11 protein-coding genes are annotated in these 17497 nt (G+C 59.7%); 10 read left to right on the top strand and 1 reads right to left on the bottom strand.

Annotated features, from left to right (window positions below; translation table 11 throughout):
• Positions 1-204: 204 nt before the first annotated feature.
• Positions 205-2649, bottom strand: a complete 2445-nt coding sequence (locus KGB18_RS05655) for a penicillin-binding protein 1A (RefSeq protein ID WP_410003848.1) — start codon at positions 2647-2649, stop codon at positions 205-207.
• Positions 2650-2867: 218 nt separating this feature from the next.
• Between KGB18_RS05655 and KGB18_RS05660 the strand changes: the two genes are divergently transcribed.
• The 10 genes from KGB18_RS05660 to KGB18_RS05705 all read left to right on the top strand — a co-directional run bounded on the left by KGB18_RS05660 (position 2868) and on the right by KGB18_RS05705 (position 17349).
• A complete protein-coding gene (locus KGB18_RS05660) occupies positions 2868-3932 on the top strand; it encodes a pilus assembly protein PilM (RefSeq protein WP_123499947.1) in 1065 nt (354 codons plus the stop codon).
• On the top strand, positions 3932-4498 hold the full coding sequence (locus KGB18_RS05665; RefSeq protein WP_123721582.1) for a PilN domain-containing protein: 567 nt from the start codon (positions 3932-3934) through the stop codon (positions 4496-4498). The genes KGB18_RS05660 and KGB18_RS05665 overlap by 1 nt, the downstream gene beginning before the upstream one ends.
• Complete coding sequence (pilO, locus tag KGB18_RS05670; protein WP_223569511.1) at positions 4495-5115, top strand: type 4a pilus biogenesis protein PilO; 621 nt, start codon at positions 4495-4497, stop codon at positions 5113-5115. Before KGB18_RS05665 ends, pilO begins: the two co-directional genes overlap by 4 nt.
• Entirely contained in the window at positions 5112-5639 is a 528-nt protein-coding gene (locus tag KGB18_RS05675; protein WP_123721580.1) for a pilus assembly protein PilP, read from the top strand. Before pilO ends, KGB18_RS05675 begins: the two co-directional genes overlap by 4 nt.
• A 13-nt stretch (positions 5640-5652) precedes the next feature.
• On the top strand, positions 5653-7728 hold the full coding sequence (gene pilQ, locus KGB18_RS05680; protein WP_223569512.1) for a type IV pilus secretin PilQ: 2076 nt from the start codon (positions 5653-5655) through the stop codon (positions 7726-7728).
• A gap of 4 nt (positions 7729-7732) precedes the next feature.
• Positions 7733-8251: a shikimate kinase AroK gene (gene aroK, locus KGB18_RS05685; RefSeq protein WP_052965071.1), complete on the top strand. Its 519-nt coding sequence runs from the start codon at positions 7733-7735 to the stop codon at positions 8249-8251.
• Positions 8252-8403: 152 nt separating this feature from the next.
• On the top strand, positions 8404-9504 hold the full coding sequence (gene aroB / locus KGB18_RS05690) for a 3-dehydroquinate synthase (RefSeq protein WP_123721578.1): 1101 nt from the start codon (positions 8404-8406) through the stop codon (positions 9502-9504).
• 10 nt (positions 9505-9514) lie between these two features.
• Positions 9515-11101 carry an SPOR domain-containing protein gene (locus KGB18_RS05695; RefSeq protein ID WP_123721577.1) on the top strand — a complete coding sequence of 529 codons (1587 nt, stop codon included), beginning with the start codon at positions 9515-9517 and terminating at the stop codon, positions 11099-11101.
• A gap of 350 nt (positions 11102-11451) precedes the next feature.
• Positions 11452-15897 (top strand): glutamate synthase large subunit, encoded by a 4446-nt coding sequence (gene gltB, locus KGB18_RS05700; protein ID WP_123721576.1) that lies wholly within the window; start codon positions 11452-11454, stop codon positions 15895-15897.
• Between the two features lie 33 nt (positions 15898-15930).
• Positions 15931-17349, top strand: coding sequence for an FAD-dependent oxidoreductase (locus KGB18_RS05705; RefSeq protein ID WP_048396075.1), 1419 nt, complete (start codon positions 15931-15933; stop codon positions 17347-17349).
• The last annotated feature ends 148 nt before the right edge of the window (positions 17350-17497 follow it).

The raw sequence follows: 17497 nt of genomic DNA on the forward strand, positions 1-17497 counted from the left end.
TTTTATTGTCTGCGGTTTTTGTGGTGTCTTTGAGGGCCTCTTCGCGAGCAAGCCCGCTCCCACAGGGGTATGCATTCCAATGTGGGCTTGCTCGCGAAGGCGGCCTGACAGGCAACCCTGGCTTCAGTCGGTGCACAAATTCCAGGCGCAACAAAAAGCCCCGTCTTCTAGAGAAGAACGGGGCTTTTGCGTTGCGCTACGGGATCAGAACAAATCGATCGGCGCTGCCTCATCCGCTGGCAGCGGGCTGCCCGGCACATTGCCGTTACCCAGCTCGTTCACCGACGGTGGTGTGTCTTCGGCCTTGAACAGTTCGAAGTAGGCGCCTGGCGTACTTGGGGTGGCTGCACGGCCGCTGATCGGGTCAACTCGCAGGCTGAGAATGCCTTCCGGCTCCGCCTGGGTGTGAGGCGGTTTGTCTTTAAGGGCCGCCGCCATGTAGTTCATCCAGATCGGCAAGGCAACGGTGCCGCCGAACTCGCGTTTGCCCAGGCTTTCCGGTTGGTCGAAGCCGGTCCAGACGGTGGTCACGTAATCGGCGTTGTAGCCGGAGAACCAGGCGTCCTTGGATTCGTTGGTGGTGCCGGTCTTGCCCGCGATGTCGCTGCGACCCAAGGCCAGTGCACGGCGGCCGGTACCGAGTTTGATCACGTCCTCAAGCATGCTGTTGAGGATGTAAGTGGTGCGCCCATCGACGATGCGCTCGGCCACGGCCGGCGTTTGTGGTGCTGGTTGGGCGCTCGGTGCTTCGCCTGGGGTGGCGTTGACCGTGAAGGTGTCGGAGGCCGGCATGGCGATGCCATCGCTGACTACGGTGCCTTTCGGAACGCTCGGCGGGTTGGCGACGAATAGCGTGTCGCCGTTGCGGCTTTCGATCTTGTCGATGATGTACGGGGTGATCTTGTAGCCGCCGTTGGCGAAGGTAGCCCAGCCGGTGGCGATTTCCATTGGCGTCAGGGTCGCGGTACCCAGGGCCAGGGACAGGTTGCGCGGCAGGTCCTGCTTGTTGAAGCCGAACTTGCTGATGTAGTCGATGGTGCGGTCGACACCCAGCGCTTGCAGCAGGCGGATCGATACCAGATTGCGCGACTTATAGAGCGCTTCACGCATGCGGATCGGGCCGAGGAAGGTGTTGGTGTCGTTCTTCGGGCGCCAGACCTTGTCCAGGTATTCGTCAACGAACACGATCGGTGCGTCGTTCACCAGGCTGGCGGCGGTGTAGCCGTTGTCCAGGGCGGCGCTGTAGACGAACGGCTTGAAGCTCGAACCCGGCTGACGCTTGGCCTGCATGGCGCGGTTGTAGTTGCTCTGCTCGAAGGCGAAACCGCCGACCAGCGAACGAATGGCACCGTTCTGCGGATCGAGGGAGACCAGTGCGCCCTGGGCCTGCGGAATCTGGCTGAATTTGAGCGAACCGTCTGGCTGACGCTGCACGCGAATCAGATCGCCGACCTGCGCGACATCCGACGGCTGCTTCGGATTGGCGCCCATGCTGTTGGTGTTCAGGAACGGACGAGCCCACTTCATGGTGTCCCAGGCGATGTGCTCTTCGCCGGTACCCGTGCGGGTCAACACCTGCACGCCGTTCTTGTCGACCTGGGTCACGATCGCCGGTTCCAGGCCGCTGATGATTCGCTGTTTGGTCAACTCCTGAGTCCAGGCCTCTCGGGTTTTACCCGGCAGGCGTGACTCGGGGCCGCGATAACCGTGCCGTTGGTCGTAGGTCATCAAGCCTTCGTGAACCGCGGTGTTGGCCATCTCCTGCAAATTGCTCGGGACTGTGGTGGTGACACGAAAACCTTCGGTGTACGCATCGCTGCCATAGCGGCCGACCATTTCGGCGCGGGCCATTTCGGCGACGTACGGTGCGTTCACTTCCGGCGTCGGCACATGGTAGCTGGCGTTCAGCGGCTCATTGATCGCAGTGGTGTAGTCGGCTTCGGTGATTTTGCCGAGCTTATACATGCGCCCCAGGATCCAGTCGCGACGCTCCTTGCTGCGGGCCGGGTTGGCCAGCGGGTTGAAGCGTGACGGGGCTTTTGGCAGGCCGGCGATCATCGCCATCTGCGCCAGGCTGACGTCACGAATCGACTTGCCGTAATAGACCTGTGCCGCCGCCTCGATGCCATAGGCGCGGTTGCCCAGATAGATCTTGTTGACGTACAGCTCGAGGATCTCGTCCTTGGTCAACTGCCGTTCGATCTGCAGGGCCAGGAGGATTTCGGTGGTTTTGCGCGAGAAGCTGCGTTCGCTGGTCAGGAAGAAGTTCTTCGCCACCTGCATGGTGATGGTGCTGCCGCCGGACTGAATGTGTCCGCTCTTTACCAGCTGGGTAGCGGCACGCATCAGGCTGCTGGGGTCGACGCCGTAGTGGTTGGCGAAATTGTCGTCTTCAGCACTTAGTAACGCATTAATGAAATTGGGGGGAATGTCGGCGAAACGGATTGGCGTACGGCGCATTTCGCCAAATTCTGCGATCAATTTGTTGTCGCTGCTGTACACCCGCAAAGGAATCTGCAACTGAATACTTCTCAGCGCCTCCACGGATGGCAATCCGGGGCTAAGGTAAAGAAAAGCGCCGCTCAGACCCAGGAGCAGTCCGCAGAAAACGGCGACGATGGACCAACCGAAAAATTTCAGCAGACGAATCAAGGCTTTTGGATATCCAGGGCAAAGAATGAATTAGGCATCAGGGTTCAGGCTATACAGAGAATGACCTGCGCTTGCAGTGAAAGCGGAAAAAACGCTCGGCATTATAAGCATTTTTCCGCCGGGGGCGTCATTTGCGCTTCTGTCAAGACGGGGGGTATTGAACGCAATGGATATTACAGAGTCCGTAACTCACGGATAGTCATAGGGAATTGGTAGTGCTAGGACTCTTCAATAAAAAAGCCAATACGCTTTTGGGGATCGACATCAGCTCCACGTCGGTGAAGCTACTGGAGCTAAGTCGCCAGGGCGACCGCTATCGGGTCGAGGCCTATGCGGTCGAACCGCTGCCCGCCAGTGCTGTGGTCGAGAAAAATATCGCCGAGCTCGAAGGCGTGGGGCAGGCTCTTGCGCGGGTGCTATCCAAGGCCAAAACCAGCCTCAGGAACGTTGCCGTGGCGGTGGCCGGTTCGGCGGTGATCACCAAGACCATCGAGATGGATGCCGGTCTTTCCGACGACGAGATGGAAAACCAGCTGAAGATCGAGGCCGATCAGTACATCCCTTATCCGCTGGACGAAGTGGCGATCGACTTCGAAGTGCAGGGCGTGTCGGCGCGCAACCCCGAGCGGGTCAATGTACTGCTGGCGGCCTGTCGCAAGGAAAACGTCGAAGTCCGTGAAGCGGCCCTGGCTCTGGCCGGGCTGACCGCGCGCGTGGTCGACGTCGAAGCCTATGCCCTGGAGCGATCGTTCGGCCTGCTGGCAACTCAGTTGGCCGCTTCTCAGGAGCGTCTGACCGTGGCGGTGGTCGATATCGGCGCCACCATGACCACCCTGAGCGTGCTGCACAACGGGCGGATCATCTACACCCGCGAACAATTGTTCGGCGGCCGTCAACTGACGGAAGAGATCCAGCGTCGTTATGGCCTGACCGTCGAGCAGGCGGGGCTGGCGAAGAAGCAGGGCGGTTTGCCGGACGATTACGTCAGCGAGGTCTTGCAGCCATTTCGTGATGCGTTGGTGCAACAGGTGTCGCGTTCATTGCAGTTCTTCTTTGCCTCCGGCCAGTACAACTCAGTCGATCACATCCTCCTGGCCGGCGGCACCGCCTCGGTCCCGGGACTGGAGCGATTGATCGAGCAGCGACTGGGTACGCCGACCCAGGTCGCCAATCCTTTCTCCAACATGACCCTGAGCAGCAAGGTCAACGCCGGTGCCTTGGCGAGCGATGCCCCGGCACTGATGATCGCCTGCGGGCTGGCCCTCAGGAGTTTCGACTGATGGCGCGGATCAATCTTTTACCCTGGCGCGAAGAGTTGCGTGAAGGGCGTCGCAAACGCTTTTTACTGGCGTTGGTCGGTGTGCTGGTGGGGTCGGTGGGTGCGCTGCTGATCGCGGACCAGGTCATTAGCACTGCCATTAATCGGCAAGTCGCCCGTAACGATTACATCAGCAAGCAGATTGCCGTGGTCGACGAGCGGATCAAACAGATCAGCGACCTGAAGGCCCGTCGACAGCAGCTCGTCGAGCGCATGCGCATTATTCAGGATCTGCAAGGCAACCGGCCGATCAGTGGGAGGATTTTCGATCAATTGGCGCGTACTTTGCCGGACGGAGTTTATTTCACCGAAGTGAAAATGGTCGGCAAGACGTTGTCCATCACCGGCGCGGCGGAGTCCAACAATCGTGTTTCGGATCTGATGCGCAATCTTGATGCTTCCGACTGGTTCGATGCGCCCAACCTCACGGAAGTCAAAGCGACCACCGCCGGTCAGCTGGATCAGGCCAATGTTTTTCAGTTGACCGTCCGTCAGACTCAGCCCGCCGTTGTAGGGGGTGTGAAATGAAGCTGTCCGAATGGTTCGAAGGGTTACGTCAGATCGACATCAACGATCTGGATACCAACAACATGGGGTCCTGGCCACCTGCGATCAAGGTCGTGGCGAGTGTCCTGCTGATGGCTCTGGTGCTGGCCCTGGGCTACACCTTCTTGATCAGCGATCTGCAAAACCATCTGGAGCTCAGGCGCGAGGAAGAGTCGACGCTCAGGGAGCAATTCGCGACCAAGGCCAATATGGCGGCGAATCTAGAGCTGTATACCCAGCAGATGAAGGAAATGGAGAACTCCTTCGGCATGCTATTACGGCAATTGCCCAGCGACACCGAAGTGCCCGGCCTGCTGGAGGACATCACCCGCACCGGCTTGGGCAGCGGCCTGGAGTTCGAAGAAATCAAGCTGCTCCCGGAGGTCACCCAGCAGTTCTACATCGAGCTCCCTATCCGGATCACCGTCACCGGCGCCTATCACGACCTGGCGACTTTCGTCAGCGGCGTGGCCGGGTTGCCGCGGATCGTCACTCTGCATGACTTCGACCTGGCGCCGGCCAATCCTGATGGTCCGAAGTTGCGCATGAGCATCCTGGCCAAGACCTATCGCTACAACGACAAGGGGTTGCAGAAATGAGCCCGATTCGTTGCCTGTCGATGGTTATGTGTCTGGTCATCCTGGCCGGTTGTGGCGGCGACAATGATTTCAGCGACCTGGACGCCTATTTGAACGAAGTGCGCCTGCGTGCCCCCGGCAAAATTGAACCAACGCCGACATTCCGGTCTTACCCGACATTCACCTACAACGCTGCCAACCTGCGTAGCCCGTTCTCCCGGCAGGTCAGAGTCGATCTGGCCGGCCAGAAGCACGGCTCGCGTAACGTCAAACCCGACCCCAACCGGGTCAAGCAGTACCTCGAAGGTTTCAACATCGAGCAATTTGAAATGGTCGGCACCATCTCCAATGCAACCGGTTCCTTTGCGCTGTTGCGCGGGGCGGGCGGCGTACATCGGTTGAAAGTCGGCGATTACCTGGGGCGTAACGATGGGCGGATCGTCGCCATCAGCGGTTCGCAAGTTGACGTGGTCGAAATCGTTCCCGATGGCGAAGGTGCCTGGCTGGAACGGCCGCGAACCATCCCTTTGAAAGAGCACTCATAGTGGAACTCGAATAATGAACAGGATTTTCTCAACCTTCGGTATTTCGCTATGGATAGCGTTTCTGTCGCCGATGGTAGTGGCGGCCAACCTCAAAGCGCTGGATGTCGCCGCGCTGCCCGGTGACCGTGTCGAGTTGAAGTTGTCGTTCGATGGGCCGCCGCCGCAGCCTCACGGTTACACGACAGAGCAGCCTGCGCGGATTGCGCTGGACCTGCCGGGGGTCACCAGTCAGCTGGCGAACAAGAGTCGGGACCTGGGCAGCGGCAATGCCCGCAGCGCCACGGTGGTGGAGGCCAAGGACCGCACACGGCTGATCATCAGCCTGACTCAATTAACGCCATACAACGCCCGCGTCGAAGGCAACAATCTGTTCGTGGTCGTCGGACAAGGGGCCGGTAACAAGGCGCCTAAGCCGGCCGCCGTCGCACCGCGCACAGCCACTGCGACGCCAGCACCGGCCAGGGTCAGTGCGCCGGTGGGCAAAGCCATCCGGGGCGTGGATTTCCAGCGCGGCACCCAGGGTGAGGGCAATGTGGTTATTGATCTGTCGGATCCGTCCATCGCCCCGGACATCCAGGAACGCGATGGCAAAATCATCGTCGGTTTCACCAAGACCCAACTGCCTGAACGGTTGCGTGTACGCCTTGACGTCAAGGATTTCGCCACGCCGGTGCAGTTCGTCAACGCCAGCGCCACGGGCGACCGGGCCATTATCAGTATCGAGCCCAGTGGCGCCTTCGATTATTCGACCTATCAGACCGACAACAAATTGACCGTCAGCATCCGGCCGATGACTGTCGATGACTTGCAGAAGCGCAACACTGAACGCTTTGCCTACACCGGCGAAAAACTCTCGCTGAATTTTCAGGACATTGATGTGCGCTCGGTGCTGCAACTGATCGCCGATTTCACCAACCTCAATTTGGTGGCCAGCGACACGGTGCAGGGCGGCATCACGTTGCGTCTGCAGAATGTGCCGTGGGATCAGGCGCTGGACCTGGTGTTGAAAACCAAAGGTCTGGATAAACGCAAGATCGGTAACGTGCTGCTGGTGGCGCCGGCTGATGAAATCGCTGCCCGAGAGCGTCAGGAACTGGAGTCGCAGAAGCAGATATCCGAGCTGGCGCCTCTGCGTCGCGAGCTGTTACAGGTCAACTACGCCAAGGCCGCCGATATCGCCAAGCTGTTCCAGTCAGTGACCAGCGCCGAAGCGAAAGTCGACGAGCGAGGATCAATCACTGTCGATGAGCGAACCAACAACATCATTGCCTACCAGACCCAGGATCGGCTCGACGAACTGCGTCGTATCGTTGCGCAACTGGATATTCCGGTGCGTCAGGTGATGATCGAGGCGCGCATCGTTGAGGCCAACGTCGATTACGACAAAAGTCTTGGCGTACGCTGGGGCGGTTCGGCGCAGAAGGGCAACTGGAACACGTCCGGGGTCAACGGCTCTTCGACCACCATTGGTACGCCGGGCAGCACCAGTACCAACTCGCCGTTCGTCGACTTGGGGACCTCTGGCAATACTTCGGGGATCGGTATCGCCTTCATTACCGACAACGTGCTGCTGGACCTTGAACTTTCGGCCATGGAGAAAACCGGCAACGGGGAAATCGTCTCGCAGCCCAAGGTGGTCACGTCCGACAAGGAAACCGCGAAAATCCTCAAGGGCACTGAGATTCCCTATCAGGAAGCCAGCTCCAGCGGCGCCACCTCGGTGTCGTTCAAGGAAGCTTCGCTGTCCCTGGAAGTGACCCCGCAGATCACCCCAGACAACCGCATCATCATGGAGGTCAAGGTCACCAAGGACGAACCGGACTACCTGAACAAAGTGCAGGATGTACCGCCGATCAAGAAAAACGAGGTCAACGCCAAGGTGTTGGTTAACGACGGCGAGACCATCGTCATTGGTGGGGTTTTCTCAAATACTCAGAGCAAGGTTGTAGATAAGGTGCCATTTCTCGGTGATGTGCCGTATCTTGGCCGCCTTTTCCGGCGTGATGTGGTTTCGGAGAAAAAATCCGAGCTGCTGGTATTTCTCACTCCGCGTATCATGAACAATCAGGCGATTGCTGTGAGTCATTGATTCTGTGCGAAATTTGATTCTTGTTGGACCGATGGGGGCTGGAAAAAGCACCATCGGCCGTTTGCTGGCCAAAGAGCTGCGCCTGCCATTCAAAGATTCCGATAAGGAAATTGAATTGCGCACGGGCGCCAATATCCCGTGGATTTTCGATAAGGAAGGCGAACCGGGCTTTCGTGACCGCGAGCAGGCGATGATTGCCGAGCTGTGTGCGTTCGACGGCGTGGTGTTGGCGACCGGTGGCGGCGCCGTGATGCGCGAAGCCAATCGTCGAGCGCTGCACGCCGGTGGTCGGGTGGTTTATCTGCATGCGTCTGTCGAGCAGCAGGTCGGCCGAACAGCTCGCGACCGCAATCGGCCACTGCTGCGCACCGCTGATCCGGCCAAGACCCTTCGGGACTTGCTGGCGATCCGTGATCCGCTGTATCGGGAGATCGCCGACCTGGTGGTGGAAACCGATGAGCGGCCACCGCGAATGGTGGTGCTCGACATCCTCGAACGCTTGCAGCAGCTACCGCCCCGTTAATGCGCGGCGCGAAATGCGCTATCCTCGGCGTCCTGTCGCAGCCGCTCAAGGTTGTGGCGGCTGACTACCGAATGGCGTCACACCAGCAGACGCCATGGAATTCGTAAACTCAAGGCAGGACGCCTGATTCCATCTCTTCACTGTGGGGACACATGCAGACACTCAAGGTCGATCTAGGCGAGCGCAGCTACCCGATTCATATTGGCGAAGGTTTGTTGGATCAGCCTGAGCTGCTGGTCCCGCATATCCGCGGGCGGCAGGTGGCGATCATCTCCAACGAGACCGTCGCGCCGCTCTACCTCGAGCGTCTGACCCGCAGTCTTGCGCAGTTCTCGGTGATTTCCGTGGTGCTGCCCGACGGCGAAGCCTTCAAGACCTGGGAAACCCTGCAACTGATATTCGACGGCCTGCTGACTGCACGGCATGATCGCCGCACCACGGTAATCGCCCTCGGTGGCGGTGTAATCGGTGACATGGCCGGTTTTGCGGCCGCCTGCTACCAGCGAGGCGTCGATTTCATCCAGATACCGACGACGTTGTTGTCGCAAGTCGACTCCTCGGTGGGCGGCAAAACCGGGATCAATCACCCGCTGGGCAAGAACATGGTCGGCGCCTTCTATCAGCCCAACGTGGTGCTGATCGATACCGCCACCCTCAACACCCTGCCGCCCCGAGAATTGTCCGCCGGGCTGGCGGAAGTCATCAAATACGGGCTGATCTGCGACGAGCCATTCCTGACCTGGCTCGAAGAAAACGTCGATCGCCTGCGAGCGCTGGACCAGCCCGCCCTGACTTACGCCATCGAACGTTCCTGCGCAGCCAAGGCTGCGGTGGTCGGTGCCGACGAGAAAGAGACGGGCGTACGTGCCACGTTAAACCTGGGCCACACCTTCGGCCACGCGATCGAAACCCATATGGGCTATGGTGTCTGGCTTCATGGTGAAGCAGTTGCTGCTGGCACCGTAATGGCTTTGGAGATGTCCGCGCGCCTGGGCTGGATCAGCGAACAGGAACGTGATCGCGGTATTCGTCTGTTCCAGCGTGCCGGCCTGCCGGTCATTCCGCCGGAAGAGATGACCGAAGCCGATTTTCTCGAACACATGGCAATTGACAAGAAAGTGATCGACGGTCGTTTGCGCCTGGTGCTGCTGCGCCACATGGGCGAAGCAGTGGTGACCGACGATTATCCGAAAGAGATTTTACAGGCCACGCTGGGAGCGGATTACCGCGCCCTGGCTCAGCTTAAAGGTTAATAAGATCCCGATGACTAGTTTGCATGCCGACGAGGCTTTCCTCGGCCATTACCAGTTAAGTCATGACCCTTTCGCTCCACGGGTGCCTGGCTTCAAATTTTTCCCGGCCCAGCGCAAACCGGTGCTGGGTCAGCTGCATCATCTGGCCCGTTATAGCCAGTTGTTGCTGGTGGTCACCGGTCCGCAAGGCAGTGGCAAGACCCTGTTGCGTCAGGCCCTGGTGGCCAGCACCAACAAACAGTCAGTGCAGAGCGTGGTGGTTTCCGCCCGTGGCGCCGGCGATGCAGCCGGTGTGCTGCGTCAGGTGGCTCAGGCGCTGAACGTCGAGCAGGCCGAAATCGGCGCGATCCTGGCCCAAGTGGTACAGCTTGCCCTCACGGGGCAGGAAGTCTATTTGCTGTTGGATGATGCCGAGCAACTCGATGAATCTGCCCTGGAAGCCTTGCTGGCGTTGGCCGCTGGTGCACCGGAAGGTCGCCCGCACGTGTTTCTGTTCGGGGAGTCCTCGCTGATTGCCCAACTTGAAGCGCTGAGCCTTGAGGAAGAGCGCTTCCACGTCATCGAATTGCAGCCTTATACCGAAGAAGAAACCCGCGAATACCTGGACCAGCGTCTTGAAGGCGCCGGTCGGGGTATCGAACTTTTTACCGCGGATCAGATCTCTGATATTCACGAAAGCTCCGACGGCTGGCCTGGCACCATCAACCAGGTCGCCCGCGATGCAATGATCGAAGCCATGATTGCCAGCCGCTCAGCGGTGAAGCGTCCAAGTATGGGGTTCAACATGCCGAAGAAACACGTATTGGCGATTTCCGCCGTTGTCGTGGTCGCGGTAGCCGCCGCCTGGTTGATGCCGGGTCGCAGCAAAGCGCCGACCACCGGCGCACCTGCCAACGAACAGGCGCAACTGCCGCTGGGCCAGGGCACGCCACAACCTGACAGCGGTGGCGCTCCATCCGTCGAATTCGCCGGTAATTCGCAACCGATGCCGTTGCCGTTGGTCGGCAACTCGCAGCCGGTGATGCGAGGCCCATTGGCCGAAGCGGCCGGTGGTATCACCGAAGGCGACGACGGCGTGCCGGTCGAAGGTTCCAGCGCTACACCGCCAACCGTGACCACCACTGCACCACCTGCCGGCATCCAGCCGGGACCTGCGCCAACACCTGCCGCCAAACCGGTTCCAGCGCCGACTCAGGTCGCGACAGCCAAGCCAGCACCTGCACCTGCTGCCAAACCGGCTCCAGCGCCCGCCAAGCCGGTCGCCGCCGCCAAACCTGCCGAGAAGCCAGCCACCGTGGCTAAAGCCGCCGGTGGCAGCTGGTACGCAGGCCAGGCGCCGGGTAACTACGTGGTGCAAATCCTTGGCACCAGCTCCGAATCGGCCGCCCAAAGCTTCGTCAAGGAGCAGGGCGGCGAGTACCGTTATTTCAAGAAAGTACTCAACGGCAAGCCGCTTTACGTCATCACCTACGGTAGCTTCGCCAACCGCGATGCAGCCGTTACAGCCATCAAGGCCTTGCCAGCGAAGGTTCAGGCTGGTAAACCTTGGCCTCGCACTGTCGCCAGCGTCCAACAGGAACTGGCAACAACTCGCTGAAGATTCGGCGGCCTTACCCAGGCCGCCTCTCCAAGCACCTCAAAATTTCTGCAAGCGCATGCCGCCTCTCCAGGCCGCGTGCCTTGTGGTGTCTGCGTCACAGTGGTCTTTGAGTCGTTGCGGTCAAAATTAAAAAAGTTTTGACTAGCACAGCATATCGCTTTAAACCTTTCACAAATGCGACATAGATTTGCGACAGTTCGTCGTCAAATTTGTGAGCCTCAGTGTCGGTGTGTACAATGACCTCCCTTTTGCCCCCGCAAAGCTGGCGTACGTTCGGCGTGGATGGTAACTGGCTGAATTGAAAAGAAATTTGCCTCGATAAGAGGCAGCCTGGTGAGAAAGTGTCTATGAAAGCAGGTCTGTACCAACCAGATGAATTCAAGGATAACTGCGGTTTCGGCCTGATAGCCCATATGCAGGGCGAGCCCAGTCATACCCTTTTGCAAACGGCCATTGAGGCCCTGACCTGCATGACCCACCGCGGTGGGATCAACGCCGACGGCAAGACCGGTGACGGTTGCGGTCTGCTGATTCAAAAGCCGGATGTATTCCTGCGTGCGATTGCCCAGGAAACCTTCGGCGTCGAACTGCCCAAGCAATATGCTGTGGGCATGGTCTTCTTCAACCAGGACCCGGTCAAAGCCGAAGCCGCTCGCGAGAACATGAACCGCGAGATCCTGGCCGAAGGCCTGACCCTGGTCGGCTGGCGCAAAGTGCCGATCGACACCAGCGTCCTTGGCCGCCTGGCCCTTGAGCGCCTGCCGCAGATCGAACAAGTGTTCATCGGTGGGGAAGGCCTGAGCGATCAGGACATGGCGATCAAGCTGTTCAGCGCCCGTCGTCGTTCGTCTGTGTCCAACGCCGCCGACGTCGATCACTACATCTGCAGCTTTTCCCACAAGACCATCATTTATAAAGGCCTGATGATGCCGGCGGACCTGACCGCCTTCTATCCAGACCTGAGCGACCAGCGCCTGCAAACCGCAATCTGCGTGTTCCACCAGCGCTTCTCCACCAACACCTTACCGAAATGGCCGCTGGCTCAGCCGTTCCGCTTCCTCGCCCACAACGGCGAGATCAATACCATCACCGGCAACCGCAACTGGGCCCAGGCCCGTCGCACCAAGTTCACCAACGATCTGATGGATCTGGAAGAACTCGGCCCGCTGGTGAACCGTGTAGGTTCTGACTCCTCCAGCATGGACAACATGCTCGAGTTGATGGTCACCGGTGGCATCGACCTGTTCCGTGGCGTGCGGATGATCATTCCGCCTGCGTGGCAGAACGTCGAAACCATGGACCCGGATCTGCGCGCGTTCTACGAATACAACTCGATGCACATGGAGCCGTGGGACGGCCCGGCCGGCGTAGTAATGACTGATGGTCGTTACGCGGTGTGCCTGCTCGACCGTAACGGTCTGCGTCCGGCGCGTTGGGTTACCACCAAGAACGGCTTCATTACCCTGGCCTCGGAAATCGGTGTCTGGAACTACCAGCCTGAAGACGTGATCGCCAAGGGCCGTGTCGGTCCGGGCCAGATCTTTGCCGTGGACACTGAAACCGGTCAGATCCTCGACACCGATGCCATCGACAACCGCTTGAAGTCCCGTCATCCGTACAAGCAATGGCTGCGCAAGAATGCCCTGCGCATCCAGGCGACCATGGAAGACAACGATCACGGTTCGGCTTTCTACGACGTCGATCAGCTCAAGCAATACATGAAGATGTATCAGGTCACGTTCGAAGAGCGCGACCAGGTGCTGCGTCCGCTCGGCGAACAAGGCTACGAAGCCGTTGGCTCGATGGGCGACGATACGCCGATGGCCGTGCTGTCCCAGCGCGTGCGCACGCCGTACGACTATTTCCGTCAGCAGTTCGCGCAGGTGACCAACCCGCCGATCGACCCGCTGCGCGAAGCGATCGTCATGTCGCTGGAAGTCTGCCTCGGCGCCGAACGCAATATCTTCCAGGAGTCGCCGGAACACGCCTCGCGCGTGATCCTCAGTTCGCCGGTCATTTCCCCGGCCAAGTGGCGCTCGTTGATGAACCTCGACCGCCCAGGCTTCGAGCGTCAGATCATTGACCTCAACTACGACGAGAGCGTTGGCCTCGAAGCGGCGGTGCGCAATGTTGCCGATCAGGCTGAAGAAGCCGTTCGCGCCGGTCGCACCCAGATTGTACTGAGTGACCGTCACATCGCCCCGGGCAAGTTGCCGATCCACGCTTCGCTCGCTACCGGCGCAGTGCATCATCGCTTGACCGAAAAAGGCCTGCGTTGCGACTCCAACATTCTGGTCGAGACCGCCACTGCGCGCGATCCGCACCACTTTGCAGTGTTGATCGGTTTCGGCGCCTCTGCCGTTTATCCGTTCCTGGCCTACGAAGTGCTGGGCGACCTGATCCGAACCGGTGAAGTGCTGGGTGACCTCTATGAGGTGTTCAAGAACTACCGCAAAGGCATCACCAAAGGCCTGCTCAAGATCCTCTCGAAGATGGGGATTTCGACCATTACTTCGTACCGCGGTGCGCAACTGTTCGAGGCTATCGGCCTGTCCGAAGAAGTCTGCGACCTGAGCTTCCGTGGTGTGCCAAGCCGCATCAAGGGCGCGCGTTTCGTCGACATCGAAGCCGAGCAGAAAGCCTTGGCGACCGAAGCCTGGAGCCCGCGCAAGCCGATCCAGCAAGGCGGCCTGCTGAAGTTCGTCCACGGTGGCGAATATCACGCCTACAACCCGGACGTGGTCAGCACCCTGCAAGCGGCTGTGCAGCAGGGCGACTACAGCAAGTTCAAGGAATACACGGCGCTGGTGGACAACCGTCCGGTGTCGATGATCCGCGATCTGTTCAAGGTCAAGACCCTGGATACGCCGCTGGACATCAGCGAGATCGAACCGCTGGAATCGGTGCTCAAGCGCTTCGACTCCGCGGGCATCTCTTTGGGCGCACTGTCGCCGGAAGCTCACGAAGCCCTGGCCGAAGCCATGAACCGCCTCGGTGCGCGTTCCAACTCCGGCGAAGGCGGCGAAGACCCGGCACGCTACGGCACCATCAAAAGCTCGAAAATCAAGCAGGTCGCCACTGGCCGTTTCGGTGTGACCCCGGAATACCTGGTTAACGCTGAAGTGCTGCAGATCAAAGTTGCTCAGGGCGCCAAGCCCGGCGAAGGTGGTCAGCTGCCGGGCGGCAAGGTCAACGGTCTGATCGCCAAGCTGCGTTACGCAGTGCCGGGTGTGACCCTGATTTCGCCTCCGCCGCACCACGACATCTATTCGATCGAAGACTTGTCGCAGTTGATTTTCGACCTGAAACAAGTCAACCCGAAGGCATTGGTCTCGGTGAAGCTGGTAGCAGAAGCGGGCGTCGGCACCATCGCTGCCGGTGTGGCCAAGGCTTACGCGGACTTGATCACCATTTCCGGCTACGACGGCGGCACCGGTGCATCGCCACTGACCTCGATCAAATACGCGGGCGCACCGTGGGAACTCGGTTTGGCCGAAACCCATCAGACCCTGCGCGGCAACGACCTGCGCGGCAAGGTCCGTGTGCAGACTGACGGCGGCTTGAAAACCGGCCTCGACGTGATCAAGGCAGCGATCCTTGGCGCTGAAAGCTTCGGCTTCGGCACCGCGCCAATGATCGCCCTGGGCTGCAAATACCTGCGTATTTGCCACCTGAACAACTGCGCCACCGGCGTTGCGACTCAGAACGAGAAGCTGCGCAAGGATCACTACATCGGTACCGTCGACATGGTGGTGAATTTCTTCACCTACGTCGCCGAAGAAACCCGTGAGTGGCTGGCGAAGCTGGGCGTGCGCTCCCTCGAAGAGCTGATCGGCCGCACCGATCTGCTGGAAATCCTCGAAGGCCAGACCGCCAAGCAGAATCACCTGGACTTGACCCCGTTGCTGGGCAGCGATCACATCCCGGCAGACAAGCCTCAGTTCTGCCAGGTCGACCGCAACCCGCCGTTCGACAAAGGCCTGCTGGCCGAGAAAATGGTCGACTTGGCCACCTCGGCTATCAACGACATGAGCGGCGCCGATTTCGCCCTGGATATCTGCAACTGCGACCGTTCCATCGGCGCGCGGATCTCCGGTGAAATCGCGCGCAAGCATGGCAACCAGGGCATGGCTAACGCGCCGATCACCTTCCGCTTCAAAGGCACTGCCGGTCAGAGCTTTGGTGTGTGGAACGCCGGCGGCCTGAACATGTACCTGGAAGGTGACGCCAACGACTACGTCGGCAAAGGCATGACCGGCGGCAAACTGGTCATCGTTCCGCCGAAGGGCAGCATCTACAAGACTCAGGACAGCGCCATTATCGGCAACACCTGCCTGTATGGCGCCACCGGGGGCAAGCTGTTCGCCGCCGGTACCGCGGGCGAGCGTTTCGCGGTGCGTAACTCCGGTGCTCACACTGTCGTGGAAGGCACTGGCGATCACTGCTGCGAGTACATGACCGGTGGTTTCGTCTGCGTGTTGGGCAAGACCGGTTACAACTTCGGCTCAGGCATGACCGGCGGTTTCGCCTACGTGCTCGACCAGGACAACACCTTCGTTGACCGGGTCAACCACGAACTGGTGGAAATCCAGCGGATCAGCGGTGAGGCAATGGAAGCCTATCGCAGCCACCTGCAACGCGTGCTGAACGAATACGTCGAGGAAACCGACAGCGAGTGGGGTCGTAACCTCGCTGAAAACCTCGATGACTATCTGCGTCGTTTCTGGCTGGTCAAGCCCAAGGCTGCCAACCTGAAATCGTTGCTTTCCAGCACCCGTGCCAACCCGCAGTGATATGCGCCTGAAGAGTTTGATGAGGTTTTAACAATGGCTGAACGTCTGAATAACGACTTCCAGTTCATCGATGTCGGGCGCAAAGATCCGAAGAAGAAACTGTTGCGTCAACGCAAGAAAGAGTTCGTGGAAATCTACGAACCGTTCAAACCCCAGCAGTCGGCCGACCAGGCCCACCGCTGCCTGGGTTGCGGTAACCCGTATTGCGAATGGAAGTGCCCGGTGCACAACTTCATTCCCAACTGGCTCAAGCTGGTGGCCGAGGGCAACATCCTCCAGGCCGCCGAGCTGTCGCACCAGACCAACACCCTGCCGGAAGTCTGCGGCCGGGTTTGTCCCCAGGATCGTCTGTGCGAGGGGGCCTGCACCCTTAACGACGGTTTTGGTGCGGTGACCATTGGTTCGGTGGAGAAGTACATCACCGACACCGCGTTCGCCATGGGCTGGCGCCCGGACATGTCCAAGGTCAAACCGACCGGCAAGCGTGTCGCGGTTATCGGCGCGGGCCCTGCCGGCCTGGGCTGTGCCGACGTGCTGGTACGTGGTGGCGTGACCCCGGTGGTGTTCGACAAGAACCCGGAAATCGGCGGCCTGCTGACCTTCGGGATCCCCGAATTCAAGCTGGAAAAGACCGTGCTGAGCAATCGCCGCGAAGTCTTCACCGGCATGGGCATCGAGTTCCGCCTGAACACCGAAATCGGCAAGGACGTGACCATCGAGCAACTGCTCGAAGAATACGATGCCGTGTTCATGGGCATGGGCACCTACACCTACATGAAGGGCGGCTTTGCCGGTGAAGATCTGCCGGGCGTGTATGACGCGCTGGATTTCCTGATCGCCAACGTCAACCGCAACCTGGGCTTTGAAAAGTCGCCGGAAGATTTCGTCGACATGAAAGGCAAGAAGGTCGTGGTGCTGGGCGGTGGCGACACGGCGATGGACTGCAACCGTACTTCGATCCGTCAGGGCGCCAAGTCGGTGACCTGTGCGTATCGTCGTGACGAAGCGAACATGCCGGGCTCGCGCAAAGAGGTGAAGAACGCCAAGGAAGAAGGCGTGAAATTCCTCTACAACCGCCAGCCGATCGCTATCGTGGGTGAAGACCGCGTCGAAGGCGTGAAGGTGGTCGAGACCCGTCTCGGCGAGCCGGACGCCCGTGGCCGTCGCAGCCCCGAGCCGATCCCGGGCTCCGAAGAGATCATCCCGGCCGACGCCGTGGTCATCGCCTTCGGTTTCCGTCCAAGCCCGGCATCGTGGTTCGAGCAGTTCAGCATCCAGACCGACAGCCAGGGCCGCGTGGTGGCACCGGAGCAAGGCCAGTACAAGCACCAGACCAGCAACCCGAAAATCTTCGCCGGTGGCGACATGGTTCGTGGTTCCGACCTGGTGGTAACGGCGATCTTCGAAGGCCGCAATGCCGCTGAAGGGATCCTGGATTACCTGGGCGTTTAACCGTATTCCAACATTGGAATGCAATTCCTGTGGGAGCTGGCTTGCCAGCGATAGCATTGCCTCGGTCTAACTGAAAGACCGAGGTGGCCGCATCGCAGGCAAGCCAGCTCCCACAGTGTTTTTTGGTGTGGCCAAAACGGCATTCAAC

The sequence above is a fragment of the Pseudomonas sp. BF-R-26 genome, assembly GCF_019947395.1.
In the GTDB taxonomy this organism is placed as follows: Bacteria; Pseudomonadota; Gammaproteobacteria; order Pseudomonadales; family Pseudomonadaceae; genus Aquipseudomonas; species Aquipseudomonas farris.